This window comes from Streptomyces sp. NPDC014991, assembly GCF_043080665.1.
Taxonomy (GTDB): Bacteria; Actinomycetota; Actinomycetes; order Streptomycetales; family Streptomycetaceae; genus Streptomyces.
In genome coordinates this window covers 307,110-331,466 of sequence record NZ_JBIBVY010000004.1, presented here as the reverse complement: position 1 = coordinate 331,466, position 24,357 = coordinate 307,110, and the positions used below count along the sequence as shown (strand labels likewise).

The 24,357-nt window shown below is 72.8% G+C and carries 26 protein-coding genes; 13 read left to right on the top strand and 13 right to left on the bottom strand.

Features of this window, described 5'->3' with window-relative positions; translation table 11 throughout:
* Positions 1 to 59: 59 nt before the first annotated feature.
* Together ACF1BE_RS09960 and ACF1BE_RS09955 are read right to left on the bottom strand one after the other, a co-directional pair.
* The gene (locus ACF1BE_RS09960) at positions 60 to 1,259 is read right to left on the bottom strand and encodes a damage-control phosphatase ARMT1 family protein (protein WP_392198490.1); all 1,200 of its coding nucleotides are present in this window, start codon (positions 1,257 to 1,259) and stop codon (positions 60 to 62) included.
* Positions 1,260 to 1,281: 22 nt separating this feature from the next.
* The gene (locus ACF1BE_RS09955; RefSeq protein ID WP_392198489.1) at positions 1,282 to 1,929 is read right to left on the bottom strand and encodes a ScbR family autoregulator-binding transcription factor; all 648 of its coding nucleotides are present in this window, start codon (positions 1,927 to 1,929) and stop codon (positions 1,282 to 1,284) included.
* Between the two features lie 434 nt (positions 1,930 to 2,363).
* Between ACF1BE_RS09955 and ACF1BE_RS09950 the strand changes: the two genes are divergently transcribed.
* The gene (locus ACF1BE_RS09950) at positions 2,364 to 3,287 is read left to right on the top strand and encodes a lytic polysaccharide monooxygenase (RefSeq protein ID WP_392198488.1); all 924 of its coding nucleotides are present in this window, start codon (positions 2,364 to 2,366) and stop codon (positions 3,285 to 3,287) included.
* A gap of 179 nt (positions 3,288 to 3,466) precedes the next feature.
* Here ACF1BE_RS09950 and ACF1BE_RS09945 read toward each other — a convergent pair whose 3' ends face one another.
* On the bottom strand, positions 3,467 to 4,117 hold the full coding sequence (locus tag ACF1BE_RS09945; protein ID WP_392198487.1) for a Tat pathway signal sequence domain protein: 651 nt from the start codon (positions 4,115 to 4,117) through the stop codon (positions 3,467 to 3,469).
* A 638-nt stretch (positions 4,118 to 4,755) separates the two neighbouring features.
* On the opposite strand from ACF1BE_RS09945, the gene ACF1BE_RS09940 reads away from it, so the two are divergent.
* From ACF1BE_RS09940 to ACF1BE_RS09930, 3 genes are all read left to right on the top strand, one after another.
* The gene (locus ACF1BE_RS09940) at positions 4,756 to 5,454 is read left to right on the top strand and encodes a DUF6230 family protein (protein ID WP_392198486.1); all 699 of its coding nucleotides are present in this window, start codon (positions 4,756 to 4,758) and stop codon (positions 5,452 to 5,454) included.
* The gene (locus ACF1BE_RS09935) at positions 5,448 to 5,912 is read left to right on the top strand and encodes a DUF6114 domain-containing protein (RefSeq protein ID WP_392198485.1); all 465 of its coding nucleotides are present in this window, start codon (positions 5,448 to 5,450) and stop codon (positions 5,910 to 5,912) included. The genes ACF1BE_RS09940 and ACF1BE_RS09935 overlap by 7 nt, the downstream gene beginning before the upstream one ends.
* A 281-nt stretch (positions 5,913 to 6,193) precedes the next feature.
* Positions 6,194 to 6,364: a hypothetical protein gene (locus ACF1BE_RS09930; RefSeq protein ID WP_392198484.1), complete on the top strand. Its 171-nt coding sequence runs from the start codon at positions 6,194 to 6,196 to the stop codon at positions 6,362 to 6,364.
* Between the two features lie 4 nt (positions 6,365 to 6,368).
* Here ACF1BE_RS09930 and ACF1BE_RS09925 read toward each other — a convergent pair whose 3' ends face one another.
* The 8 genes from ACF1BE_RS09925 to ACF1BE_RS09890 all read right to left on the bottom strand — a co-directional run bounded on the left by ACF1BE_RS09925 (position 6,369) and on the right by ACF1BE_RS09890 (position 13,512).
* Entirely contained in the window at positions 6,369 to 7,328 is a 960-nt protein-coding gene (locus tag ACF1BE_RS09925; protein ID WP_392198483.1) for an ABC transporter substrate-binding protein, read from the bottom strand.
* A 189-nt stretch (positions 7,329 to 7,517) separates the two neighbouring features.
* Entirely contained in the window at positions 7,518 to 8,186 is a 669-nt protein-coding gene (locus tag ACF1BE_RS09920; RefSeq protein ID WP_392198482.1) for an ABC transporter permease, read from the bottom strand.
* Positions 8,183 to 8,836 (bottom strand): ABC transporter permease, encoded by a 654-nt coding sequence (locus ACF1BE_RS09915; protein WP_392198481.1) that lies wholly within the window; start codon positions 8,834 to 8,836, stop codon positions 8,183 to 8,185. Before ACF1BE_RS09915 ends, ACF1BE_RS09920 begins: the two co-directional genes overlap by 4 nt.
* Positions 8,836 to 9,963: an ABC transporter ATP-binding protein gene (locus ACF1BE_RS09910; RefSeq protein WP_392198480.1), complete on the bottom strand. Its 1,128-nt coding sequence runs from the start codon at positions 9,961 to 9,963 to the stop codon at positions 8,836 to 8,838. The genes ACF1BE_RS09915 and ACF1BE_RS09910 overlap by 1 nt, the downstream gene beginning before the upstream one ends.
* 177 nt (positions 9,964 to 10,140) lie before the next feature.
* Positions 10,141 to 10,548, bottom strand: coding sequence for a peptide-methionine (R)-S-oxide reductase MsrB (gene msrB, locus ACF1BE_RS09905; RefSeq protein ID WP_392198479.1), 408 nt, complete (start codon positions 10,546 to 10,548; stop codon positions 10,141 to 10,143).
* 17 nt (positions 10,549 to 10,565) lie between these two features.
* Positions 10,566 to 11,957 (bottom strand): UDP-N-acetylmuramate--L-alanine ligase, encoded by a 1,392-nt coding sequence (gene murC / locus ACF1BE_RS09900; RefSeq protein ID WP_392198478.1) that lies wholly within the window; start codon positions 11,955 to 11,957, stop codon positions 10,566 to 10,568.
* A gap of 100 nt (positions 11,958 to 12,057) precedes the next feature.
* Positions 12,058 to 12,531: an indole-3-glycerol phosphate synthase gene (locus ACF1BE_RS09895; RefSeq protein ID WP_392198477.1), complete on the bottom strand. Its 474-nt coding sequence runs from the start codon at positions 12,529 to 12,531 to the stop codon at positions 12,058 to 12,060.
* 180 nt (positions 12,532 to 12,711) lie between these two features.
* On the bottom strand, positions 12,712 to 13,512 hold the full coding sequence (locus ACF1BE_RS09890; protein WP_392198476.1) for a pyrimidine reductase family protein: 801 nt from the start codon (positions 13,510 to 13,512) through the stop codon (positions 12,712 to 12,714).
* Positions 13,513 to 13,549: 37 nt separating this feature from the next.
* Between ACF1BE_RS09890 and zapE the strand changes: the two genes are divergently transcribed.
* The 8 genes from zapE to ACF1BE_RS09850 all read left to right on the top strand — a co-directional run bounded on the left by zapE (position 13,550) and on the right by ACF1BE_RS09850 (position 22,187).
* The gene (zapE, locus tag ACF1BE_RS09885; RefSeq protein WP_392198475.1) at positions 13,550 to 14,653 is read left to right on the top strand and encodes a cell division protein ZapE; all 1,104 of its coding nucleotides are present in this window, start codon (positions 13,550 to 13,552) and stop codon (positions 14,651 to 14,653) included.
* A 211-nt stretch (positions 14,654 to 14,864) separates the two neighbouring features.
* Positions 14,865 to 15,257, top strand: a complete 393-nt coding sequence (locus tag ACF1BE_RS09880; RefSeq protein WP_392198474.1) for a hypothetical protein — start codon at positions 14,865 to 14,867, stop codon at positions 15,255 to 15,257.
* An 88-nt stretch (positions 15,258 to 15,345) separates the two neighbouring features.
* Positions 15,346 to 15,924, top strand: a complete 579-nt coding sequence (locus tag ACF1BE_RS09875; RefSeq protein WP_392198473.1) for a carbonic anhydrase — start codon at positions 15,346 to 15,348, stop codon at positions 15,922 to 15,924.
* Between the two features lie 8 nt (positions 15,925 to 15,932).
* Positions 15,933 to 17,429: a SulP family inorganic anion transporter gene (locus ACF1BE_RS09870; RefSeq protein ID WP_392198472.1), complete on the top strand. Its 1,497-nt coding sequence runs from the start codon at positions 15,933 to 15,935 to the stop codon at positions 17,427 to 17,429.
* 107 nt (positions 17,430 to 17,536) lie between these two features.
* A complete protein-coding gene (locus ACF1BE_RS09865; protein WP_392198471.1) occupies positions 17,537 to 18,430 on the top strand; it encodes a slipin family protein in 894 nt (297 codons plus the stop codon).
* Positions 18,431 to 18,692: 262 nt separating this feature from the next.
* Entirely contained in the window at positions 18,693 to 19,562 is an 870-nt protein-coding gene (locus tag ACF1BE_RS09860) for a PPK2 family polyphosphate kinase (protein WP_392198470.1), read from the top strand.
* A 28-nt stretch (positions 19,563 to 19,590) separates the two neighbouring features.
* Positions 19,591 to 21,135, top strand: a complete 1,545-nt coding sequence (locus ACF1BE_RS09855; protein WP_392198469.1) for an FAD-dependent oxidoreductase — start codon at positions 19,591 to 19,593, stop codon at positions 21,133 to 21,135.
* Between the two features lie 203 nt (positions 21,136 to 21,338).
* Positions 21,339 to 22,187: a polysaccharide deacetylase family protein gene (locus ACF1BE_RS09850; RefSeq protein ID WP_392198468.1), complete on the top strand. Its 849-nt coding sequence runs from the start codon at positions 21,339 to 21,341 to the stop codon at positions 22,185 to 22,187.
* A 129-nt stretch (positions 22,188 to 22,316) separates the two neighbouring features.
* Here ACF1BE_RS09850 and ACF1BE_RS09845 read toward each other — a convergent pair whose 3' ends face one another.
* Positions 22,317 to 22,796, bottom strand: coding sequence for a hypothetical protein (locus ACF1BE_RS09845; protein ID WP_392198467.1), 480 nt, complete (start codon positions 22,794 to 22,796; stop codon positions 22,317 to 22,319).
* A gap of 121 nt (positions 22,797 to 22,917) precedes the next feature.
* On the opposite strand from ACF1BE_RS09845, the gene ACF1BE_RS09840 reads away from it, so the two are divergent.
* Complete coding sequence (locus ACF1BE_RS09840) at positions 22,918 to 23,643, top strand: peptidyl-tRNA hydrolase (RefSeq protein ID WP_392198466.1); 726 nt, start codon at positions 22,918 to 22,920, stop codon at positions 23,641 to 23,643.
* A 66-nt stretch (positions 23,644 to 23,709) separates the two neighbouring features.
* Here the strand turns inward: ACF1BE_RS09840 and ACF1BE_RS09835 are convergent, their stop codons facing one another.
* Positions 23,710 to 23,919, bottom strand: coding sequence for a hypothetical protein (locus ACF1BE_RS09835; RefSeq protein ID WP_392198465.1), 210 nt, complete (start codon positions 23,917 to 23,919; stop codon positions 23,710 to 23,712).
* Positions 23,920 to 24,357: the final 438 nt, after the last annotated feature.

Below are 24,357 nucleotides of genomic sequence, written 5' to 3'. Positions count from 1 at the left end.
CCCGCGCCGGTTCGTCCCGCGGGCCCGGGCCGGACCCGCGCGGCGCCGACGGCGTCACGTCACCGCCGTCGTGCGCCGCCCGACGGGTCGACCTGGATGAGCGCGTGCGTCCCGCTCGTCCGCCAGCGCTGCCCCTCGGCGGCCACCAGCGCGGCCTCGGTCGCGGCGGACAGGCCGGTGATCACCTCGGACTTGAGGGTGCGCAGCGCGGCGACCGGGCCGGGAAAGTACGCGGTCGTCTCCCGGAAGGGCGTGGTGGGCGGCCAGAGGCGGTCGCCCACCAGACGGCGGTAGTTGAGGTCGCCCTTGACGACGGTCAGCGTGGCCGCCGCGAACTCGGCGCGCAGGTCGTCCGGCATGTCGGCGTAGGGCAGCGGGGCGCAGGAGAAGGGGTGGGCGCGGACGGTGAGGCGGCCGTCGGCCATGGCGGACCAGAGCACGCGCCCGTACTCGCCCGCCGCGCCGGGGGCCGTACGCAGCCGGTGGAGGGCGTCGACCACGTCGGCGGTGGTGGCGTCGGAGACGTAGTAGGGGTACGGCTTGACGTGCAGGACGGCCCGCGCGGCCCGGCCCTCGGCGAGGAGGTGGGCGATCAGCAGGAGGTCGGGGAGGAGTTCACGGCCGGCGTTGTCCGCGACCAGCACGAGCGTGCCGGTGCCGGCGGGCGGCAGCAGCGACCACAGGGTCTCGCTGTCGTCGGCGACCAGGGCGGGGACCGGCCGCCGGGTTTCGGTGTCCGCGGCGGAGAGCCGGAATCCGAGGTCCGCGCGGTTGCCCCACAGTGAGCCGTGCAGCAGGGCGCGTGCCCGTTCCTCCTCGGGCAGGTCCCGCAGGCCGTCCAGGGCGGCCAGTTCCCGGTCCGTCGCGGGGGCGTCGAGTTCGGCGCGCTTGAACGGGCGGAAGGGGTCGATGCCCTGCCAGGCACCCGGGCCGACGTAGCCGACGGCGTCGAGCAGCCGGCGGTAGAAGTAGCTCTCGGACCACAGCCACGGCACGTCGTACCAGGACCGGCCGATGCGGCCGGGCAGGCCCCAGGTGTGCCAGCGGTCCCGGTCCGGGGCGTCGGCGGGCAGCGGTCCGACCGTGCCCCCGGTGCAGTTCCTCAGCAGTTCGTCCAGCGCCGTGTGCTGCGCGGGGCCGTACGGGAAGGCGTCCCGTACCTGCCGGATGATCGCGGGGTGCCGCTCGGCCAGCACACTGTGCGGGAACGAGCCGGGCTCGTCGCCGAGGATCACGGGTGCGAAGGGGGTGTCGGGCATGTCCGTCACCGTACCGCCCGGGTCAGGCGGCTCTGATCTCCCGCTCCAGCTGGGTGGCGAGGGTGACGTAGCGGGGGCGGCGGTGCACGGGGACGAGGCCCCGGATCATCAGGTGCCACATCTCGGCGACCCGGCGCGGAAGCCGTCCGACGGGTTCGAGGGAGCGGCCGGCGACCCGGGTGCCGATGAAGAAGCAGACGAGTGAGTGCGCGACGGCGCCGACGTCGAGTTCGCCGTGTACGTCGGCCTCCCGCACGGCTCCGCCGAACTTGCGGGTGGCGTACTCCAGCCACTCGGTGAACGGATGCCGCAGCGGCGGCCGTACGGCCACGTCCGCGGTGGCGAGGCGGAGTCCGGCGCGCGGCACCGGGTCCTCCACGGCGAGCCGGGCGATGCCGAACGTGGTGCGCATCAGGGACTCCAGGGAGGAGCAGCCGCGGCTCTCGACGTCGGCCACGACCCGTTGTGCGGCCCTGGCCTGGAGTTCCAGGATCGCGTGCGCCAGGTCCTCCTTGGCGGCGAAGTGGAAGTACAGGGCGCCCTTGGTGACCTTCGCGTGTGCGACGATGTCGCTCAGGCTGGTGGTCTCGTAACCCTGTCGGTCGAACAGGTCGGCGGCGGCCGTGATGATGGTTGCCCGGGTTTGCTCGGCGCGTAACTGCCTTGCCATCGTGGGACCCCTCCTCGCGCTGCGAACGAACAGGACATGCGGTTTGTTTTAACCCCTTGCATACGATAACTCACCGAGCGGCAACGGAAGTCCGGCGTCCCGGCTGCGGGCGGGACACGTGTCACCGGCCCGCCGGCCGCGTCGGACGGGGTCCTTCCGGCCGTGCGGGAGCGAGACCAGAACGGGTTCCTCCCCCTCCGCGCCGGCGCTGTCGGCGGCGACGGGACAGTGGCTGCCGCCCCGGTGATCGCCACCATACGAGGCCGGTGACGGGCTCCTCAACGAGATCTCGGAGCAGGCGCGAAACAGCCGGACCGGTCGGTGCTTTCACGCCCCCCTGCCCCGTCCGCGGTCCCGGGTGAACGGGGTGGGCGCCGGCGCCGTACTGGACGCCGCAGCCCCCCGATTCCCGCGCCTGCCGAGGAGACGTCCCCATGACTCGGATGACCGCCCGCCTGAGTGTCAGGGTGGCCGCCGCCGCGGCGCCGCTCCTGCTCCTGCCGTGGGCGGCGGGGCCGGCGCGGGCGCACGGCGCCCCCACGGATCCGGTCAGCCGGGTCTACGCGTGCTCCCCCGAGGGTGGCACCGCCACCCGGTCGGCGGCCTGCCGGGCCGCGGTCGCGGCGAACGGCGCGCCGTTCACCGCGTGGGACAACCTGCGGGTGGCGGGAGTGGGGGGCCGTGACCGGCGGGTGATTCCGGACGGCCGGCTGTGCAGCGGCAACCTGCCGGCGTACCGGGGGCTGGACCTGGCCCGGCCGGACTGGCCGGCGACACGGCTGACGCCGGGGGCCCGGATGACACTGACGTACGCCTCGACCATCGCGCACACGGGAACGTTCCGGTTGTATCTGACCCGGCCGGGCTACGACCCCGCGAAGCCGCTGGCCTGGTCCGACCTGCCGGAACGGCCCTTCGCGGAGGTCACCGACCCGCCGCTGCGCGACGGCGCCTACCACATCGGCGCGACGCTGCCGGCGGACCGGACGGGACGTCAGGTCCTGTACACGGTCTGGCAGAACAGCAGCACGCCGGACACGTACTACTCGTGTTCCGACGTGGTGTTCCCTGGGCGCGCGAAAGCCGCCGGCGCGGCCACGGGCACGACACCGGCGGCGGCTCCGGCGTCGTCGCGCCCGCGGCCCGCGCGGACGGCCGGTTCACCGGCGGCGAGCCCGACCGCCGTGCACGGGCGGGCGGACGGGCGTCCCGGGACCGCCGCGGGTGACGGGGCGCCGGTGGTGGACGCCACCCGCGCCGGCTCGGGGGTCTCGGCGCCGCTGCTGGCGGGCGGCGCCGCCGCGGTGTTGTCGCTCACCGGGGGCGCCGCCCTCGCGCTGCGGCTGCGGCGACGCTGACGGGGTGCTGCGTCGGGCCAGGGTCTTTCGTTCGGATCGGGCCGGATCAGGGAGCGGGTCCTGGTGCCGTGCGTCGCAAGGCGGAGGAGGGCGCCATGGCGGAGCCATGGCAACCGACGACAACGCGGCGAGGCGCGGTGCCAGGGCCCGCGAGCCCGGCATGATCCGAACGAGAGGGCCTAGTTGACGTAGACCCGGGCGCCCGCGTCGGTGACGGGCGCGTACTTCGCCGTGAAGAAGCCGTTGGCGAAGCAGAGCGACGAACCGGAGTACTTGGTGAACTGCTGGCCGGTGAAGGTGATGCTGCTGTCGGCGTTGTCGGCCTTGCCGGTCAGGCCGGGCGCCCGGTAGACGCAGGTGACGCTGCCCAGCAGGGTGCGCAGCTTGACCGTGGCCTGGATGACGGAGCCGCTCGGGGGCGTGACGGCGAGGGTGCCGTCCGAGGCGACCGTCGCCGCGTAGGGCAGGTTGTCGATGGTGATGCCGTTGACCCCGAGCACGCCGGTGACGTTGCTGGTGCAGGTCGAGCTGTCGAAGGTGTGCGCGGTGACGGACTCGGTGGCCGTGCCGGGGGCGGTCGGGTTGCCGGTGACCTTGGCGGTGAACTGGGACCCCGTGCACTTGACGCCGCTGGTGCCGGTCGCGCTGGAGTAGAAGGTGGCCGCCGTGCCGGAGGCCAGGGGTGCCGTGAGGGTGTCGCCGACCGCGACCGCGGTGCCGCCGGCGCTGCCGGTGGTGAGGACCGCGCCGGCCGCGGAGGCCGGGGCGGCCGCCGCGAGGGCGAGTGCGGTGGCGGTGCCGGCGAGGGCGAGGAGGGAGCGCTTGCGCATGCGGGTGCCTCTCTTCCTGAGTGGGGGGACAGCTGAGGTGAGGTGGGGGGTGGGGCGGTGCTGGGGTGCCGCCGGCGCAGGGCCGTTGCGCCTTCTCCGTACGCGACGGACCGGCGACGGCGGCGGACCGGACGCGGCCGGAGGCCTCGGGGGAAGACCTCCGGCCGCGCCGGCGAAGGGGGCGGCCGGCACGGGACCACAGGGGGAACGGCCGTGACGGAGCCGCGCTGTGAGTGGATCGGTTGCCGTGACAGGGGCGGGAACCCGGCCGGTCCGCGAGGCGGACGCGGCGGACACCGCGCCGGGACGCGGCTGGTGCCGCTCGCTGGATCCGGCGCCACGGATCCGTGGAAACAGGGGAAGTTGTAGACCTGACAATCCGTCAACGTCAAGGTGTGGGGGCCGAGTTGTGCCAGGCGGAGGCCGTCCGCGCACATCCGGCACCCTTTTTCCACATCTCCCTTGACCCTTCAATGTAACCGGCGGTAACTTCCTCGAAAGGCTACTGCCGCGTAACCAGTAAGCCCTTGCGCCCACCGGGAGCCGCGAGGAGGCGTACGCGGTTGCCCCCTTGTCCGCGCCAGGACACCGCGCCACTGAAGCCCACACCGCATTGATCCATGCCCATGGGAGCAGTTATGGCCTCGTCCCCGGACGTTCCGTCCGCCGGCAACACCCCCGAGAATCCAGCAAGCGGTTCACCCTCCGACACCACGAACGCCGCCGGCACCGCCACCGGCGACGAACGGCGGGGCCGCGTCCGGGCCCGCCGGGCGGCGGTGATGGCCGTACCCGCCACGCTGATCGCCGCCGGCCTCGCCATCCTCACCGCAGAGGGTGCGCTCGGTGTGCAGTTCGCGATCTCCGGCATGCCGTTCACGGTCACCGCGACCGAGCTGAACGGCACCGGCTTCGAACAGTTCGGCTCGCTCGACAACATGGCGGACGGCAGCCCCAACGCCGGCGACAGCGGCGGCCAGGTACTCGTCATCACCTCCGCGATCAAGAACGCCACGCTGACCAAGCTGTGCCAGAGCGTCGACCTCGGCGGCACCAACCTGCTGATCAAGGCGGGCGGCGGGAAGGAGAAGGTCAGCGCGCGCGACCTGACCACCGACTCCACCGAGCTGTCGGGTGACGCCTCGTTCGACAACATCGAGATCGGCAATGACGCCAGCACGCTGACCAAGGCGGGCGTGAAGGGCCCGATCGGGGTCTTCAGCCAACAGGCCGACACCGTGCGGATCGCCCACCTGCGGCAGACCAACTACGCGACCACCGCGGGCGTGTTCCGGCTGCCGGGTCTGAAGCTGAGCTTCAGCGACTCGGGTTGCTGATCGCAGTGCCGGACCGTCCGCGTCTGGGACCGAGGCCCGCCTTCCGCAGGTGGCGGGCCCGCCGGCCGTTCTGGGGCGGACTGCTGCTCGCCCTGGGCGGCGGCGAGATCCTGCTCACCGAGAAGGCCTCACTGAAGGTCGTGCTGCACATCGGCATGCAGGGCCTGGCGGGCTATCTGCTGCCGGGACTCATGGTGCTGCTGGGCCTGCTGATCCTCTTCAACCCCTCGCAGCGGCTCTTCTACTCCATCACCGGCATTCTGCTCTCGCTGGGCACCTGGCTCACCTCCAACCTGGGCGGCTTCTTCCTCGGCCTCCTCCTCGGCGCCACCGGCAGCTGTCTGGCCTTCGGCTGGCTCCCCGACCAGCAGCCACGCGTCAGCCGCCGCGCCCGCCGCAGGCAGGCGAGGACGGCGGGACGGGCGCCGGCACCGGAGGGCGCGGAAGGCACGACCTGAGGTCCGTCAGGCGCCGGGCCACGACGCGGCGGGAGGTCCCCCGAACAGGTGACCCGGGAACTTCCGTGCCGTGAAAGCGAGTTCACCGTGCGTCACGAGGACGCCCCCGCCCTCGACCGGCAGGCGGAGGTCAGCGGCTGGATCCACCGGCTCACCGGGCACCGCGGCGCCTACGACAGCCGTGCGGCGTACGGCCACGGCTTCGGCCACCCCTCCGGACCGGGTGTGGGGACGGCCGTGGCCATGGGCGCGGCGGGCCTCGCCGCGGGGGTGGTGGGCGCATGGTGGCCGCGGAAGTCGTGGACGACAGCCGTGACCTCTTCGAGGAGGAGGACCAGGACGGCGAGGGCGGGGACGACGATGACCGGCGGACGCGGGAGGGTGGTGACGCGGGGGCTCCGGAGCTCCGGAGCCCCCGCGTCACCGCCGGCCACGGCCGTGGCCGGCGGTGACGCCTCAGGCGAGACCGGCGGACTTCAGCCAGGCCTTGGCGACGTCCAGCGGGTCCTTCTTCTGCACCTGCGTCTGGGTGTCCAGATCCAGCAGGGTCGCGGTGTCCAGCTTGGCCGAGACCGCGTTGAGCGCGTCGACGCCCTTCTGCGGCAGGGTGTCCTTGTGGACGAGCGGCTGGACGTTCTCGAAGCCGAAGAGGTTCTTCGGGTCCTGAAGGACGACGAACTTCTCCTTGGAGATGTTCGGGTCGGTGGTGAAGAGGTCCGCGACCTGCACCGCGTTCTTCTTCAGCGCCGCCAGTGTGAGCGGGCCGCCCGCGTCCAGCGCCTTGAAGGAATCGAACTCCAGGCCGTATACGGACTTCAGGCCCACCAGGCCCTGCTGCCGGGTCTGGAACTCCGGCGAGCCGCCGATGACCAGGTCCCCGGCGATGTCCTTCAGGTCGGCGACGGAGGACTTCCCGGTGAGGTGGTACTTCCGGGCGGTGGCCGCGTTGACCGTCACCGAGTCCTTGTTCTGGGCCGGCGCCGGGTTCAGCAGCGTCAGCTTCGGGTCCAGCTTGCCCTTGATGGCGGCCGTGGTCTCTTCGGCCGTCTTCGGCGCGGCCTTCTGGTCGAGGTAGGCCAGCAGCGCGCCGTTGTACTCGGGCAGCACGGTCACGGCGCCGTTCTTGAGCAGCCCGTAGGTGGTCTCGCGGCTGCCGATGTTCGGCTTGTAGGTGATGCTGAAGCCCTTGGCCCTGAGGGCCTCGCCGTAGATGTCGGCGAGCAGGGTGCTCTCGGGGAAGTTGTTGGAGCCGACGACGACGCTGTCGCCGCCGGCCTTGTCGTCCGTGAGGGGGTTGCCGCCCTTGTCGTCCTTGGAGGAACAGCCCGCCAGCAGAGCCGTCGCCGCCGCGAGGGCGACCACCGCCGCGCCTCGGTTCCTCCGGATGGACCTGCTGAAGTGGGTCGTGTAAGTCACCCGTCGATCCAATCCACCCGGTTCTCGGTCAGTCAAGTGCCTTCGATCACCGATTGGCCTCGATCTGTGGCCCGTTGTGTGCGCGTCCGTGCCCGCGCGGGGTCGCCGACGCCCCCGGGCCGCCCCGGCTCCCCGGTGGACATCGGGTGACACGGGGTGACGGCGGGGGCGCGACCCGCAGCGGGGCCCTCAGCCGCTCCGGCGTACGCCGGGGGACACCGTGAGCCGGGCCGCCGCCCAGAACAGGCCGAGGGTCGCCAGGGCCAGCCCGGCGACCAGGGTGGCGCCGCCGACGACCTTGTCGTAGTTCCTCTGGTAGAGGCCGTCGATGATGTACCGGCCGAGGCCACCGAGGCTGACGTACGCGGCGATGGTGGCGGTGGAGACGATCTGGATGGCCGCCGTGCGCAGTCCGCTCAGGACCAGCGGGAGCGCGACCGGCAGCTCGACCTGGAGCAGCACACGGGTCTCGGACATCCCCATGCCGCGGGCCGCGTCCACCGGGGACGGGTCGACCGAGCGGACCGCCTCGTAGGCGGTGACCAGGATCGGCGGTACGGCGAGCACCACCAGCGGGATCATCACGGGCAGCAGGCCGAAGCCGATCCACAGGAACATCAGCACCAGCAGGCCGAAGCTGGGCAGGGCGCGGCCGGCGGTGGCGAGGAGGGCGAGCGCGTTGCCGCCGCGCCCGGTGTGGCCGGTGAGCAGGCCGACGGGCAGTCCGATCGCGGCGGCGATCAGGAGCGCTTCCAGCGAGTACCTGAGGTGCTCGGCGAACCGGGTGGGGATGCCGTCGTAGCCGTGCCAGTGGGCGCTGTCGCTGAAGAAGGAGCGCGCGAAGTCCAGGACGTTCACCGGGTGGCACCCTTCCGCGGCATCCAGGGGGTGAGGAGAAGGCGGAGAAGGACCAGCAGGCCGTCGGCGAGGATGCCCAGCACCGCGATGGTCACCACCGAGTTCACGGCGAGGGCGGGGCGGTGGTAGGTCTGGGCGTCGTAGAGCATGTTGCCGAGGGCGCCCTGGTTGCCGATGAGCATGCCGACGCTGACCAGGGAGATGCTGGAGACGGTCGCCACCCTGAGGCCGGCGATGATCGCGGGTACGGCGATGGGCAACTGGATCTGCACGTAGCGCCGTACGGCTCCGAAACCCATGGCCTGGGCGGCGGCCAGGGTCTCCGGGGGCACCGAGCGGACACCGTCGACGATCGCCGGGACCAGCACGACCAGGCTGTAGAGGGCGAGCGGGATCATCACGGTCGTCTCGCTCTGCCCGAAGTAGTCGATGAGCACGACGAAGAAGGCCAGCGACGGGATGGCGTAGAGGACGGTGGTGATGCCGAGGACGGGCGGGTACATCCAGCGGAACCGTACGCACAGCTGGGCCACGGGCAGCGAGACGAGCAGTCCGGCCAGCACCGGCAGCAGGGCCTCGCGCAGGTGCAGCCCGACGAGGCCGAGATAGCTGTGCTGGAGGTCGCTCGGGAGGTCGAAGAAGCCGCTCATCACCCGGCGTTCACCTCGGCCCGCTCCGCCGCGCGGTCGTGGGCGGCGCGGATCGCCTCGCCGATGACCTGCTGGGAGACGACGCCGACGGCGTGTCCCTCGCCGTCCACCGCGACCGCCCATCCGGTCGGCGAGAGCACGGCCCCGTCGAGCGCGGTGCGCAGTGAGTCGGTGCCGGGCACGAACGGCCGCCCGTACGGCAGGAGCCGGTCCCGGTCGACGGACCCGGCGGTCAGCCGGTCCGGCTCGCTCCAGCCGAGCGGCCTGCCGTCGGCATCGGTGACGAGGAGCCATTCGGCCGTGGCCCGGGAGGCCAGCCGCTCGGCGTCCGCGTCGATCGGGACGACGGGGTCGGTCTCCAGCCGGAGCCCGGCGGACGGGAAGAAGGACAGCCGGCGGATGCCCCGGTCGGCGCCGAGGAAGTCCTCCACGAAGGAGTCCGCGGGCGCGCTGAGCAGTTCGGCCGGCGGAGCGAACTGGGCGAGCCGGCCACCGGTGCGCAGCACGGCGACCTTCGTACCCAGTTTGATCGCCTCGTCGATGTCATGGGTGACGAAGACGATGGTCTTGGCCAATTCCTCCTGTATACGCAGGAGTTCGTCCTGAAGGCCTTTGCGGACGATGGGGTCGACGGCGGAGAACGGTTCGTCCATCAGCAGCACCGGCGGGTCGGCGGCGAGCGCGCGGGCAACGCCGACGCGCTGCTGCTGGCCGCCGGAGAGCTGGTACGGGTACCGCTTGGCCAGCGCGGAGTCGAGTCCGACCCGCTCCATCAGCTCGGCGGCCCGGGCGCGGGCCTTCTGCTTGCTCCAGCCGAGCAGGCGGGGCACGGTGGCGATGTTGTCGAGGATGGTGCGGTGCTGGAAGAGGCCGGCGTTCTGGATGACGTAACCCATGGACCGGCGCAGGGTGTTGACCGGCTGCCGCCGGATGTCCTGGCCGTCGAGGAGGATGCTGCCCTCGCTGGGCTCCACCATCCGGTTGATCATCCGCAGGGTCGTCGTCTTGCCGCAGCCCGAGGGTCCGACGAGGACGGTGATCGCGCGGTCGGGTATCTCCAGCGACAGCCGGTCGACCGCGACCGTGCCGTCCGGATATCGCTTCGTGACTGAGTCTATCCGTATCAAAACGCCGGACACCCCTCGGTTTCGCCGGTTTCCGCCCGCTTCCGTCACTTTCACTCTGCGCAGGCCGTTGGGCAGCGAGTCTAGACCGCCGCGTCACCGCGGTTCGGCGGCGGCGGGCGGCGGTACGGCCGGGCCGCGCGGCCGGACCGTCCCGGCCGCGCGGGCACGTCGGCCGCCTCAGTCCTCGTCGGGGCTCAGCCGCAGGGAGATGGAGTTGATGCAGTACCGCTGGTCGGTCGGGGTCGGATACCCCTCGCCCTCGAAGACGTGCCCGAGGTGGGAACCACAGCGGGCGCACCGCACCTCGGTGCGGACCATGCCGTGGGAGCGGTCCTGGACCAGTTCCACGGCGTCGGTGTCCTTCGGGTCGTAGAAGGACGGCCAGCCGCAGTGCGAGGCGAACTTGGTCTCGGAGGTGAACAGCTCGGCACCGCAGGCCCGGCAGGAGTACACGCCCTTGGTGCTGGTGTCCGTGTACTCACCGGTGAAGGCCGGCTCGGTGCCGGCCTGGCGCAGGACGGCGTACTCGGCCGGGTTCAGCTCCGCGCGCCACTGCTCGTCCGGCTTCTCGACGTCGTACGACATCAGTTCTCAGCCCCTTCTCACTGTGACAGGCGGTCCAGGATCAGCGGGCCCAGGTCCGTCACATCACCCGCGCCCATGGTGAGAACGAGATCACCGGGCTTCGCCATTCCCGCGATCACCGCGGGGATCTCCGCCTTGTCGGACACGGCGGTCACGTCGGCGCCGGCGACGCGCGCGGCCTCGATGATCAGCTCGCTGGTGACGCCGGGGATCGGGTCCTCCCGGGCCGGGTAGATGTCCAGGACCACCGAGGCGTCGGCGAGGCCCAGCGCCTGTCCCATCTCCTTGCCCAGTTCCTGGGTGCGGGAGAAGAGGTGCGGCTGGAAGACGACGAGGATGCGGGCGTCACCGGCGGCGGCGCGCATGGCCTCCAGGTCCGCGGTCATCTCGGTGGGGTGGTGGGCATAGGAGTCGATCACCTGGACGCCGGCCGCCTCGCCCTTGAGCTGGAGGCGGCGCTTGACTCCGGTGTAGGCGGCGAGCGCGGGCGCCAGCTCCACGGCCGGGATGCCGAGGGCGGCGCCGGCGGCGAGCGCGGCGACGGCGTTGAGCGCGTAGTGCCGGCCCGGCACGGAGACGGCGAAGGTCAGCTCCTGACCGTCCAGCACCGCGGTGACCTCGCTCCTCAGCCCCTGCGGGACGATCCTCAGGACGCGTACGTCGGCGTCCTGGGCCTCCCCGTAGGTGACGATCCGCACCGCGCGCTCCCGGACGCGCCGGGTCAGCTCGCGGGCGCCCTCGTGGTCGGCGGACACGATCAGGGTGCCGCCGTCGGTGACACGGTCCACGAACGTCTCGAACGACTCGTAGATCTCGTCGATGGACGCGTAGTTGGCGTGGTGGTCCAGCTCGACGTTGAGGACGATGGCGACCTCGGGGGCGTACTTGTGGAAGCTGCGGTCCGACTCGTCGGCCTCGGCGACGAAGATGTCCCCCTCGCCGTGCAGCGCGTTGGAGCCGGGGGCGTCCAGGTCGCCGCCGATGGCGTACGACGGCCGCAGGCCCAGCTCGGTCAGGGAGACCGCCAGCATCGAGGTGGTGGTCGTCTTGCCGTGGGTACCGGCCACGGCGATCGGGCGCAGCCCCCGCATCAGCGCGGCGAGCGCGTCGGAGCGGTGCACCACCGGGATGCCCAGCTCGGCGGCGCGGGCCAGCTCCGGGTTGTCCGTGCGGATCGCCGACGACACGACGACGCAGCTCGCGTCGTCCGCCAGGTGCCCGGCGGCGTGTCCGATGTGCACGGTGACACCGAGCGCCCGCAGCGCCTGCGCGGTCGCCGAGTCCTTGGCGTCGCTGCCGGCCACCCGCGCCCCGCGCTGCGCGAGGATCTTGGCGATACCCGACATTCCGGCGCCGCCGATGCCGATGAAGTGCGGTCGGTCCATGGCGGTAGGAAGGCCGGATGCCATGCGTTTCTCCCCAGAGACGGTACGAGCCAGAGCAGGCCTAGCCTATGCGCTGAAGCACCGGGGGCCGCGCAGCGAGGCGACCGGTCCTCCCCCGCTCCGTCTACGCCTTGCTGTGCGAGAACAGCTTCAGCACCGGCACGCCCACCTTGTGCCGGGCCCGGGAGGCCCAGTCCCGGTGGAAGAACTCCTCGACGTAGTGCGGATCGGTCAGCACGATCACCTCGTCGGCGTTCACCTCGGCCACGGCCCCCTTCAGCGCGTCCAGCGGATGGTTCTCGACCAGCCGCCCCTCCGCCGTGCTGCCCGCCGAGCGCAGGGCCTGGAGCGACACGTCGAGGGCCTGCTGCCCGACGCTCCTCGCGTCCTGTCCCTCGGGGGTCTCTCCCTCGCGCACCGCCTCGTCGAGTTCGCCGAGCGCGATGTCGTCGACGGCCCGCAGCAGACGGTCCGCCTGGTCACCGCGCGGCTGGAGCAGCACGTGGAAGGAGACGGGCTCGTCTCCGTGCAAGGTGGTGACGAACTCCACGTCGGCGGACGTCAGGGCCTTCTCGATCATCAGAACGCTTGTGAACACCAGGCGCCTCTTCTCCTGCGAGGGCCCGCGGGGCCCGCTGTCCTGCGGGGCCCGGCAGGGCCCCTGCGGAAACCATCCTTCCCCGTGATCGCACGGGTACTGCCGACAAAGTCTGCCCGCCGAGCCAATCGGAACAGCAGATTCCGTCAATGCCAGGGGGTCGGCGTCCGGGGGTCGACGTCAGGGCCGACGGTACCGACCGAACAGAAACCCGTCCTCCTCCAGCAGGGACGCGAGGGCGAACCGGTGTGGAACGGTGACCGCCGGCCCCCCGGCGATGCGCTGCGCGTCCCCCGCGGTGAGCGTGGGCGACACGGTCAGGCACAGCTCGTCCAGCACCTCGGCGGCGATCAGCTGGCCCAGGAGCCGGGGGCCGCCCTCGGTCAGCAGCCGGGTGTGACCGAGGTCGGCGAGGGCCCGCACCGCGCGCGCGGGCTCGACGCCCGTGCCGTCGCCGGCGACCAGCACCCGGGCGCCGGCCTTCTCCGCGGCGGCGACACGGTCGGGGGCCGCCGCGGCCCCGGTCAGGACCAGCGTGGGCACCAGGGGGGAGGTGAACAGCGGGAGCGTGAAGTCCAGCTCCAGGCTCGCGCTGACGATCGCGATCGCCGGGACCGGGTCCTGCCCGGCCGCCGCGCGGGCCCCGGCGAACTCCGCGCGCACCCGTGCCGGGCGGTACCCCTCCTGCCGTACCGTCTCCGCGCCCACCAGGACGACGTCCGCGAGCGCCCGCAGTGTGCCGAAGACGCGCATGTCGGTGGCGCTGGAGATGGGCTGGGAGCGGCCCTCGTGCTGGGCGGCGCCGTCGAGGGAGGAGACCATGTTGGCCCGCAGCCAGGGCCGCCGGGCGCCCGGTCCGGGCTCGGGGTAGGCGTACGCGGCGGCCAGCTCGGCGAGGCTCCACTCGCGGTCCACGGCCGCCGCGGGGGCGCCGGGGGCCTGGGCTGCTGTTTCGTCGGTCACAGGGAACAGGCGTCGCATGTCGTGCAGTGTGGCACGGCGCTTAGCATGAAGAACTGTGTCGTCCTCCTCCACCGCCCCCGGATCCAGCCCTGTGCCGGACGCGGGCCCCGTGTCCCTGTGCGCCCGTGAGCCGCGCGTTCCCGCCGACCGTCTGGTCGCGGAGATGGTGCCGCCCCCGCGCTTCGACTCGGTCCGCTTCGCCACGTACATCCCGGATCCCGGGCAGCCCAGCCAGACCGAGGCCGTCCAGGTCCTGGAAGGCTTCGCGGCCGGACTCGGCGGCGCGCCCGCCGGCGGTACCGGCCGGCGCGGCCTGTTCGGCTTCGGCCGGCCCAAGGCGCCCAAGGCCCCGGCGGGCCCGCGCGGGGTGTACCTGGACGGCGGCTACGGTGTCGGCAAGACCCATCTGCTCGCCTCGCTGTGGCACGCCGCTCCGGCCGACGCCTCCCGCAAGGCCTTCGGCACCTTCGTGGAGCTGACGAACCTGGTCGGCGCCCTGGGTTTCCAGCAGACCGTGCAGACGCTGTCCGGACACAGCCTGCTGTGCATCGACGAGTTCGAACTGGACGACCCCGGCGACACGGTCCTCGTCTCGACGCTGCTCGGCAAGCTGGTCGAGGCGGGGGTCGCGCTCGCCGCCACCTCCAACACGCTGCCCGGCAAGCTGGGCGAGGGGCGGTTCGCCGCCGCCGACTTCCTGCGGGAGATCCAGGGCCTGTCGGCCCACTTCCGCGCCCTGCGCATCGACGGCGAGGACTACCGCCACCGCGGCCTGCCCGAGGCGCCGGCACCGTTCTCCGACGAGGAGGTCAGGAAGACGGCCTTCGCCACCGAGGGTGCCTCGCTGGACGACTTCACCGGCCTGCTGGAGCACCTCGCGCGGGTGCACTCGAGCCGGTATGGCGCGCTGACCGACGGGGTCCGGGCGGTGTGCCTGACCGGCGTGCGGCCCGTGCCGGACCAGTCGACGGCGCTGCGCCTGGTGGTGCTCGCCGACCGGCTCTACGACCGTGAGGTCCCGGTGCTCGCCTCGGGGGTGCCGTTCGACAGGCTGTTCAGCGAGGAGATGCTGAACGGCGGCTACCGCAAGAAGTACTTCCGGGCGATATCCCGGCTCACCGCGCTGGCCCGGGACGCGAAGGGACTGGTCGGCGGCTAGCCGGCACACCCTCCCCGGCCGTCCGGGAGCGGTCGGGCGGCCGGGGGCAAGGGCGGGTTCACGCCACGCCACCCACGGTTTTCACGCTCTCTTGGGCGCGTAACGCGCTGTTGACCCTGCAAAGGCCTTTGCAGGGTTAACGTGTTTCTTGACCGTCCATTGACCAGTACTTGGTCTGGACAAGAGACGCGGACGGAGCGGAGGGGGGCTCATGTCACGAGGTGCGACGGCCCGGACCCTGCTCACCCTCCTCGGCGTCACACTGTTCGCGTTCCAGCTCTTCACCCCCGCCGGAACCTTCGCATCCGCGCACACGGCCGGTCAGGCACTGGCCAAGACCGAGACCGGAACCCACCTCTCCGTACCACCGGCGTACGACGGCACGGACGCGGTCCGCGCCCCGGACCGCCCGCAGCCCACCGGCGTCCCGCGCGTGCGTGACCGCCATCGCGGCTCCGCCTCCGCCTGGGCGCAGGAGGACCCCCTCATATCCGGCCGGGCGGCCGGCACGGCCCCGCACGACCCCTCCGGCGGCCGGCACCGCCACGCACGCGGAGCCTCCAGAGCGCACACCCCGGCAGCCCTCCAGGTCTTCCGCTGCTGAGAGCCGGGCCCACCCGCTCCCCTCTCGACCCCCACAACCGTTGTTCGAGCCCGACGCGCCAGGCAGGCGCGCCAGGAGGACCCCATACATGCAGCCCCTCATCGACAACGCCCGTACCTTCGGACAGCGCCCTGAGGAGTTCGCCAAGCTCGCCGAAGGCCAGTCCCCGCAGGTGCTCTTCATCACCTGCTCCGATTCCCGGGTCGTCCCCGCCCTGATCACGGGCGCCCGCCCCGGCGAGCTGTTCGAGCTGCGCACCGCGGGCAACATCGTTCCGCCGCACGCCTCCGCGCACCCCACCAGCGAGGCCGCCACCATCGAGTACGCCGTGGAGGTGCTCGGCGTCCGCGACATCGTGGTCTGCGGCCACTCCCACTGCGGGGCCGTCGGCGCCCTGGTGCGCGGCGACGACCTGACCGCCGTACCGGCCGTGCGCGACTGGCTGGCGCAAGCCACCCCGCGCCCGGCCGGCGCGGCCGAGGACCCGGAGGTCGCGGAGGGCGTGCAGAGCCACGTCCTGACCCAGCTGCTGCGGCTGCGCTCGTACCCCTGCGTCGAGCGGAAGCTGGCGGAGGGCCGGCTCGGCCTGCACGCCTGGTACTACGAGGTGCACACCGGCGCCGTACGGACCCACCGCCCGCAGACCGACACCTTCGAGGCCCTGTGAGCGCGCCGATGACCGACAAGCGCACCCTCATATCCCGCCTGTCCCACGTCTCCCGGCCCCCGCACCTGCGGCAGGACTTCGCCGCCTCGCTCGTCGTCTTCCTGGTCGCGTTGCCGCTGTGCGTGGGCGTGGCCGTCGCTTCGGGTGTCCCGGCCGAACTCGGCCTGGTCACCGGCATCGTGGGCGGCCTCGTCACCGGGCTGATGCGCGGCAGCAGCCTTCAGGTGTCGGGCCCGGCGGCCGGCATGACCGTGCTCGTCCTCGATGCGGTCACGGAGTTCGGGCTGCCGGTGCTCGGCGTGATCGTGCTCACCGCAGGACTGCTCCAGATGGCCATGGGCCTGCTGCGCCTCGGCCGCTACTTCCGGGCCATCTCGGTCTCCGTCGTCGAGGGCATGCTGGCCGGGATCGGCCTGGTGATCATCGCCGGGCAGCTGTATCCGGCGGTGGCGGCGAAGGCCCCCGGCTCCGGCCTGAGCAAGATAACCGGGCTGCCCGGCGCGTTCCTGGACGCCCTCGGCGACAGCGGAGCGCTGGCCTCCCTCGCGGTGTGCGCGGGCACCGTCGCGGTGCTGCTGCTGTGGAAGCACACCCCCGCGAAGCTGCGCGCGGTGCCCGGCGCCCTCGCCGCGGTCGGGCTCGCCACACTGGCCGCACTGGCACTGAACCTGCCCGTGGCCACCGTGGAGGTGCGGGGCCTGCTCGGCTCGGTCCAGCCGCCGCCGCTGAGCGCGTTCGGCGAACTGGCCGGTGTGGGGCTGCTGGGCACGGTCGTCGCCTTCACCCTCATCGCGTCCGCCGAGTCGCTGTTCAGCGCGGCGGCCGTGGACCGGCTGCACTCCGGGCCGCGCACCCAGTACAACCGGGAACTCCTCGCCCAGGGCGCGGGCAACGCGGTGTGCGGTCTCCTCGGCGCGCTGCCGATGACCGCGGTGATCGTGCGCAGCGCGGCCAACGTGCAGGCCGGGGCCCGCACGAAGGCCTCCCGGGTGCTGCACGGCGTCTGGCTGCTGCTGTTCGCGGCGCTGCTGCCGGGCGTGCTCGCCCACATCCCCGTCCCGGCCCTCGCGGGCATCCTCGTCCACGCGGGCGCCAAGCTGATCCCCGTCCGGGCGCTGGCCGGGCTGTGGCGCGAGCATCGCGGGGAAGCGCTGGTCCTCGCCGTCACGGCCGTCTCCATCGTGACGGTCAGCATGTTCGAGGGCGTGCTCATCGGTCTCGCCCTGGCGGTGGTGAAGACCGCCTGGGAGGCCTCGCACATCCGGCTGGAGGTCACGGACGAGGGCGCGGGCCCCGTCGAGGGGCACCTGTCGGGCAATGCGACCTTCCTGCGGCTGCCGAAGATCCTGGACACCCTGGAGTCGCTCCCCCAGGACCGCCCGGTCCGGCTCGACCTGTCCGGGCTGCACCACCTGGACCACGCCTGCCGCACGGCCCTGGAGAACTGGGCCGCACGGCACAGCGCGGCCGGCACGGAGCCGGTGAAGCTGGTCACGGCGGCGTGAGGGGCCGGCCCGTGGGGCCGGGACGCCGGAACCTCTCGGCATCCCGGCCTTACGGGCCTATGGTGGCAACAGCAGACAAACCCGACCTCTGGGCGAGGAGAGTCACCATGGTCGAGGTGCTTGTGGTGGCCGTGGTGGCGGCATGTGCCGCCGCACTGGTCTTTCTGGCGATGGCAGCGCGGGTGGTCAAACAGTACGAGCGGGGTGTGCTCTTCCGGCTCGGCCGGGTGGCCGAGGGCGTTCGGGCGCCGGGCCTGAACCTGATCATCCCCTTCGTGGACCGGCTGCAGAAGGTCAACATGCAGATCGTGACGCTGCCGGTCCCGGCCCAGGAGGGCATCACCCGGGACAACGTCACCGTCCGGGTGGACGCGGTGGTCTATTTCCGGGTGATCGACGCGGTGAGCGCCCTGGTGAAGGTCGAGGACTACAAGTTCGCGGTGTCGCAGATGGCGCAGACCTCCCTGCGGTCGATCATCGGCAAGAGTGAGCTGGACGACCTGCTCGCCGACCGCGAGAAGCTCAACCAGGGCCTGGAGCTGATGATCGACAGCCCGGCCGTGGGCTGGGGTGTCCAGGTCGACCGGGTCGAGATCAAGGACGTCTCCCTGCCGGACACGATGAAGCGGTCCATGGCCCGCCAGGCGGAGGCGGACCGCGAGCGCCGGGCGCGGATCATCAACGCCGACGCCGAGCTCCAGGCCTCGCGGAAGCTCGCCGAGGCCGCCCAGCAGATGGCCGGGACGCCGACCGCGCTCCAGTTGCGGCTGCTCCAGACGGTGATGGCGGTGGCGGCCGAGAAGAACTCCACGCTGGTGCTGCCCATCCCGGTGGAGCTGCTGCACTTCCTGGAGCGGGCCGGACGGCCCGAGCCCGCGCAGCGGATCCCGGAGACGGCACCGCAGCAAGTCCCGCAGCAGATCATGGAGACGGCGCCGCCGACGCCCGTGTCCCACACCGACGGCGGACTGCACACCGACGGCGGGCCCCGCACCGGCTAGGGTCTTTCGTTCGGATCGGGCCGGATCAGGGAGCGGGTCCTGGTGCCGTGCATCGCACGGCGGAGGAGGGCGCCATGGCGGAGCCATGGCAACCGACGACAATGCGGCGAGGCGCGGTGCCAGGGCCCGCGAGCCCGGCATGATCCGAACGAGAGGGCCCAGCGTCCGTGCCCCGCGCCGGCAGCCGGCACCGCACCCCGGGCCGCGCGCATCGCACCCCGGAGGGCCACGGTTCCGCCCGGGACGGAAGGACCGACCACCTGTGCCGAAGCACCCGACCAGGAAGAAGGACGAGGCTCTCCGGGACCTGCTGCGCCTTCCGCCGGGCGAGCGCGTCGACCTGGCCGGGTACGACGCCCGGGCCACCCCCGGCGCCCCGGACGGCAAGCAGGCGGGGCTCGCCGACACCGCCCGGACGGGCCGGCGCCTGGCCCGGTTCCAGGAGCGGCTGTGGGCGTCGGGCACGGCGGGGGACCACCGCCGGGTGCTGCTGGTGCTCCAGGGCATGGACACCAGCGGCAAGGGCGGCACGGTCAAGCACGTGATCGGCCGGCTGGACCCGGCGGGATGCCGGATCACGGCGTTCAGGGCACCCACCGAGGAGGAACGGCGGCACGACTTCCTGTGGCGGGTGCGGCGCGCGCTGCCCGAGCCCGGCGAGATCGGCGTCTTCGACCGCTCGCACTATGAGGACGTGCTCATCGCCCGCGTCCGGCACCTCGCCCGGCCCGCCGAGATCGGCAGCCGCTACGGCCTGATCCACGACTTCGAGCGCTCTCTCGCCGAGGACGGCGTCACCCTCGTCAAGTGCTTCCTCCACGTCTCCCGCGAGGAGCAGAAGCGGCGTCTGCTGCGCCGCCTGGACCGACCCGACAAACACTGGAAGTTCGACCCCGCCGACATCGACGAACGCGCCCTGTGGCCCGCCTACCAGGAGGCGTACGAACTGGCCCTGGCGCGCTGCTCGGCGCCTTACGCGCCCTGGTACCTGGTCCCGGCGGACCGCAGGTGGTACCGCGACTGGGCGATCGGCCGGCTGCTGCTGGAGCATCTGCGGGAGCTGGATCCCCGGTATCCGCAGGGCGAGTTCGACGTGGAGCAGTGCCGGGAGCGGTTGCTGAGGCAGACGTGAGCCGGGCGGGCCGGGGTACCCGGCGGGCATGCACGAGCAGCGAAAGGTCACCGATTCGTACTGGCTGCGGACCGCCCCCGGGCCGGCCCACCCCGCCCTGACCGGGGACCTCGACGTCGACGTGGCCGTCGTCGGCGCGGGTATCGCCGGGCTGAGCACCGCACACGAGCTGGCCCGGGCCGGGCGGCGGGTGGCGGTGCTGGAGGCCGGGCGGGCCGCGGCCGGCGTCACCGGCCACACCACCGCCAAGCTGACCGCCCAGCACACCCTGGTCTACGACCGGCTCCGGCGTACCCGGGGCGCCGCGGGAGCCCGGCTGTACGCCCGCTCGCAGACCGAGGCGATCGAGCACGCGGCGGCGCTGGTGGCCGAGCTGGGCATCGAGTGCGAGTGGGAGACCAGGGACGCGTACACCTATGTCCGGGACCCGTCGCGGGCGGACCAGGTGCGCGCGGAGGCGGAGGCCGCCCGGGAGGCGGGGCTGCCGGCCACGTTCACCACGGAGACCGGGCTGCCGTTCCCGGTGGCGGGCGCGGTCCGGGTGAGCGGACAGGCGCAGTTCCACCCGGTCAAGTACCTCCGGGCGATCACCGCCGACCTGCTCGCGCACGGCGGCCAGGTGTACGAGCACACACGGGTCACCGGCCTGACGGAGGGTGAGCCGTGCCGGCTGACGACCGAGGGGGGCGCCGTCGTGACCGCCCGGGACGTCGTGGTCGCCACCCACTACCCGGTGTTCGACCGGGCCCTGCTGTTCAGCCGGTTGTCCCCGCGCCGGGAGCTGGTCGTCGCCGGCCCGCTGGGTCCCGGCCCCGACCCGGACGGCATGTACATCACGCCCGACGAGAACACCCGCTCGGTGCGCACGGCGCCCTACGGTCCGGACGGGCAGCGGATGCTCGTCGTCACCGGGGAGCACTTCACGCCCGGCACCGGTGATCCGGAGGCCGGTTTCGCACGGCTCGCCGGCTGGGCCGAGGCGCACTTCCCCGGGGTGAGCCTGGACCATGCCTGGGCCACGCAGGACAACGAGTCCACCGACACGGTCCCGCTGGTCGGCCCCTTCCACCCGGGCGCCCGGCACACGTACGTCGCCACCGGTTTCGGCGGCTGGGGCCTGAGCGGCGGCATCATGTCCGGGCTGTTGCTGACCGCCCTGATCACCGGCCGGGACTGCGCCTGGCGGGAGCTGTACGACCCGCGCCGGCTGAAGTCGGTGGTACGCGAGGCGCCGTCGCTGCTGAAGACGCAGGCGGAGGTGGCCCGGCACTTCGTCGGCGACCGGCTGAAACCACCGGCCTCGGTGGACGAGCTGGCCCCCGGCGACGGCGCGCTGGTCCGGTCCGGCGGCGAACGGGTCGCCGTGCACCGCGACGAGGAGGGCACCTTGCACGCCGTGTCGGCCCGCTGCACCCACATGGGCTGCCTGGTCTCCTTCAACCGTGCCGAACGCGCCTGGGAGTGCCCCTGCCACGGGTCCCGCTTCGACGTGGACGGCGCGGTGATCGAGGGCCCCGCGGTCAGCCCGCTGGAGCGACGGGAGCTCGACGGATCCTCGACGGACGCCGGCTGACCGGGGCCGGCCCGGACCGGCCCGGGCTGACGCGGACTCACCGGGGCTGACCAGGGCGGGCGGGGGCTCACCGGACTCCCCGGGGCCACCGAGGCCCGGCGGGGCCGAGCGGGGAGTGCCGCGCACCGCCGCGCGGGTGACCATATCGCCTCGTCACGAGTCATATCACCGTACGAACAGACATTGCGTCTTACGTTCGTACGGTGATCCCACATGTCCGTCGTATCACCGCCGTCTGCGCTGCCCTGGGCGCCGCGCTCACCGCCTGCGGCACCGCGGGCGGCGAGCGCCCCGCCCCGACCACCTCCCCCGTCTCCGCGTCCCCCTCCGCCACCCGTCCGCCCGTGCTCGCGCCGGGTCCCGGCGGGCTGACCCCGGTCTTCCAGCACGGCCCGCGCACCCGGGGCAGGACGGTGGCGTTGACCTTCGACGCCGACATGACCGCCGACCAGGGACCCCGCGCGGCATCCGGCGAGCACTTCGACAACCCGGGCCTGATCAGCGCCCTGCGCGCGCTGAAGGTGCCGGCGACGGTCTTCATGACCGGCCGGTGGGCGGACCAGTACCCGGCCGAGGCCCGCGGCCTCGGCACCGACCCGCGGTTCGAGGTCGCCAACCACTCCTGGAGCCACTACGCGTTCACCGCCGACTGCTACGGCCTGCCGACCGTCGCCGCCGACCGGATGCGGGCGGACGTCCAGCGGGCGTACACCTCGCTGCGCACGGCCGGCGTGCCGCACCCGATGCCGTACTTCCGCTTCCCCGGGGGCTGTTACGACCAGCAGGCCCTGCGGGCGCTGAGCGGGCTCGGGGTGACCGCGGTCCAGTGGGACGTGGTGAGCGGCGACGCCTTCGCCACGGACGCCGACGCGGTGACCCGGCAGGTGCTCGACGGGGTGAAGCCGGGCTCGGTGGTCGTCATGCACTGCACCCGCAGCGCCGCCCCGACCACCGAGCAGGTCGTCCGCACGGTCGTACCCGAACTGCGCCGCCGCGGCTACCGGTTCGTGAAGGTCTCCGAGCTGATCGGCCAGAGCGGCGGACACCGCTGACCGTCCTGCGCCGAGGGTACGAGCGACGAGGACCACCGCGTCCTCGCCGCGGTGCTCCGCCGCCGGCTGGACGTCCTCGGGGCGCTCGGCGTGACCTGTTCGGTACGGCGTCCCTCGTCCGCGCCGGTCTCACTCGATCCCGAGGGGTCCGATGCCCAGATCCTCACGCATGCGGCGGCGCATCTCGGCCATGGCCGTACGGCGCTGTCGGATGAGGGCCCTGTCCTCGGCGGAACCGACCGCAACCCCGCGGGCATAGGCGTCGCGCATCCGACGCAGGCTGTGGAACGCCTCGTTCCCCGCCGCGACGACGAGCGGCGGGCCCACGAGCCAGAGCTGCTCGCCGGCCGTGTGCAGTCCGGTGCCACGGAAGGCTTCGCGCACCGCCGCGTCACGCGCCGACTCGGACATGTGATCGCCCAGGGCGACAGCCCGTATCTCTTCCCCCGCGTCTTTGAGGGCGGAGGCGTACTCGGTGTACACGGCGCGCCGCACCTCCAGGGCGTGTCGTTCTTCCTCGTGCCGCCACCTGCTGCGCTCGGCGGTCATGGTGGCGACGATGCCGATAGCAGCACCTGTCAGCGTGGAGAGCAAGGGCATCCAGTCCATGCGCCGCATGCTGTCCCAGCCACTCCCGCGGCACCAGCGGCCCTCACGTGCCGGTGCCGGACGGCCGCGGCCGGGCATCCGCGTTGATCCGCCCGTTCACGGCTTCGTAGGCTGGGCTGTCGTGAGCCACGTATCCGCCCCCAGTGCCGACCACCCCTCCGACTCGCCGCGCGATTCCCGCGACCAGGCCCCCCAGTTCGTCCTGCCGCTCGTCGTACGGATCGAGCGCGGCGCGCCGCCCGCCCGCACCGACGCGCTGGAGACGGCCGCCCGGGCCGTGCTCGTCCTGCTCGGCGACGACCGGGCACACGGCGACGGCGAGTGGGCCGAGGCCGTCCGGAACTGGGAGGACGCCCGCATCCGGAAGGTGGTCCGGCGGGCCCGGGGCGCCGAGTGGCGGCGCGCCGGGACCCTGCCCGGGATCACGGTGACCGGCAGGTCCGCGGAGGTCCGGGTCTTCCCGCCGATCCCGTTGGACGGCTGGCCCAAGGACCTGGCGAAGCTCCAGGTGTCGGGCACGGAACTGGACGACCCGGAGCCGCCCGTCGCCACCGGCCCGGGACAGCCCGTGCTGTGGCTGAACCCGGATCTGGAGATGTCGGCCGGCAAGGCGATGGCCCAGGCGGGCCACGGTGCCCAGCTGGCCTGGTGGGCACTGTCCGACGCGGACCGCACCGCGTGGCGGGAGGCCGGCTTCGCACTGACCGTCCGCACGGCCTCCCGCGCCGACTGGCCCCGCCTGACCACGAGCGGCCTGCCCCTCGTCCGGGACGCCGGCTTCACCGAGATCGCCCCGGGGTCATGCACCGTCGTGGCCGATCATCCGGCACTGCGCCCCGGTGGATGAGCCGACGAGACACGGCATGTCGCCGGTGACGACCTCGACGGCGCCGGGCGCCCTGTCCCTCTGTCGTCAACGACGGACGTGGACCGTCACCCGCATGCCACCGCTGCCGGCGACAGCCGCGCCCACCGAGGCCACCGCCACGGCTGCCTCGGCATGGCCGCCTACGGCTAAGACGACCGAGACGACGATCGCCAGCAGGCCGACGCAGGCCGTGAACCAGGTGAGAGCACGGCTGCCGCTCCGGGGGTCGACTGGGATACCTTCGGAAGGCGTCAAGGGAACCACTCTCCTCGCAACAGGATGAAGACCCGTCGGTACGCGAGGGAGATCCGGTGAGGCCGGCCGCCAAGCAAGGGCCTCGCCGGGGCTCCCGGCGCCACGTCCAAGGGTCGTCGGATGCGTTCCGCATCCGCGTCAGGGATTCTCGCCCGGCCGGAGAAGCGGCCGGGATTCTGTCGGCCGCGTGACTGAACGCGGCTTGTGTGCGGACCAGTTGAGGTCGTCCAACCAGTGCGAGTGAGCCTACCGCCCCCGGCCCCGGGGCCGTCATGAGCCGTATGTGTACAAGAGGGCACCTTGCAGTTGGACGCTCTGTACACAGACCACCCCCCGCTTGGACGGCCCGGAAGGTGTCGGCCGGCCCCGCCCGGAGCGACGGCCGAGCCCGGGGCCGAACCTCAAATGTTGCTCTGAACGCGGCAGGGAGGGGGTTCG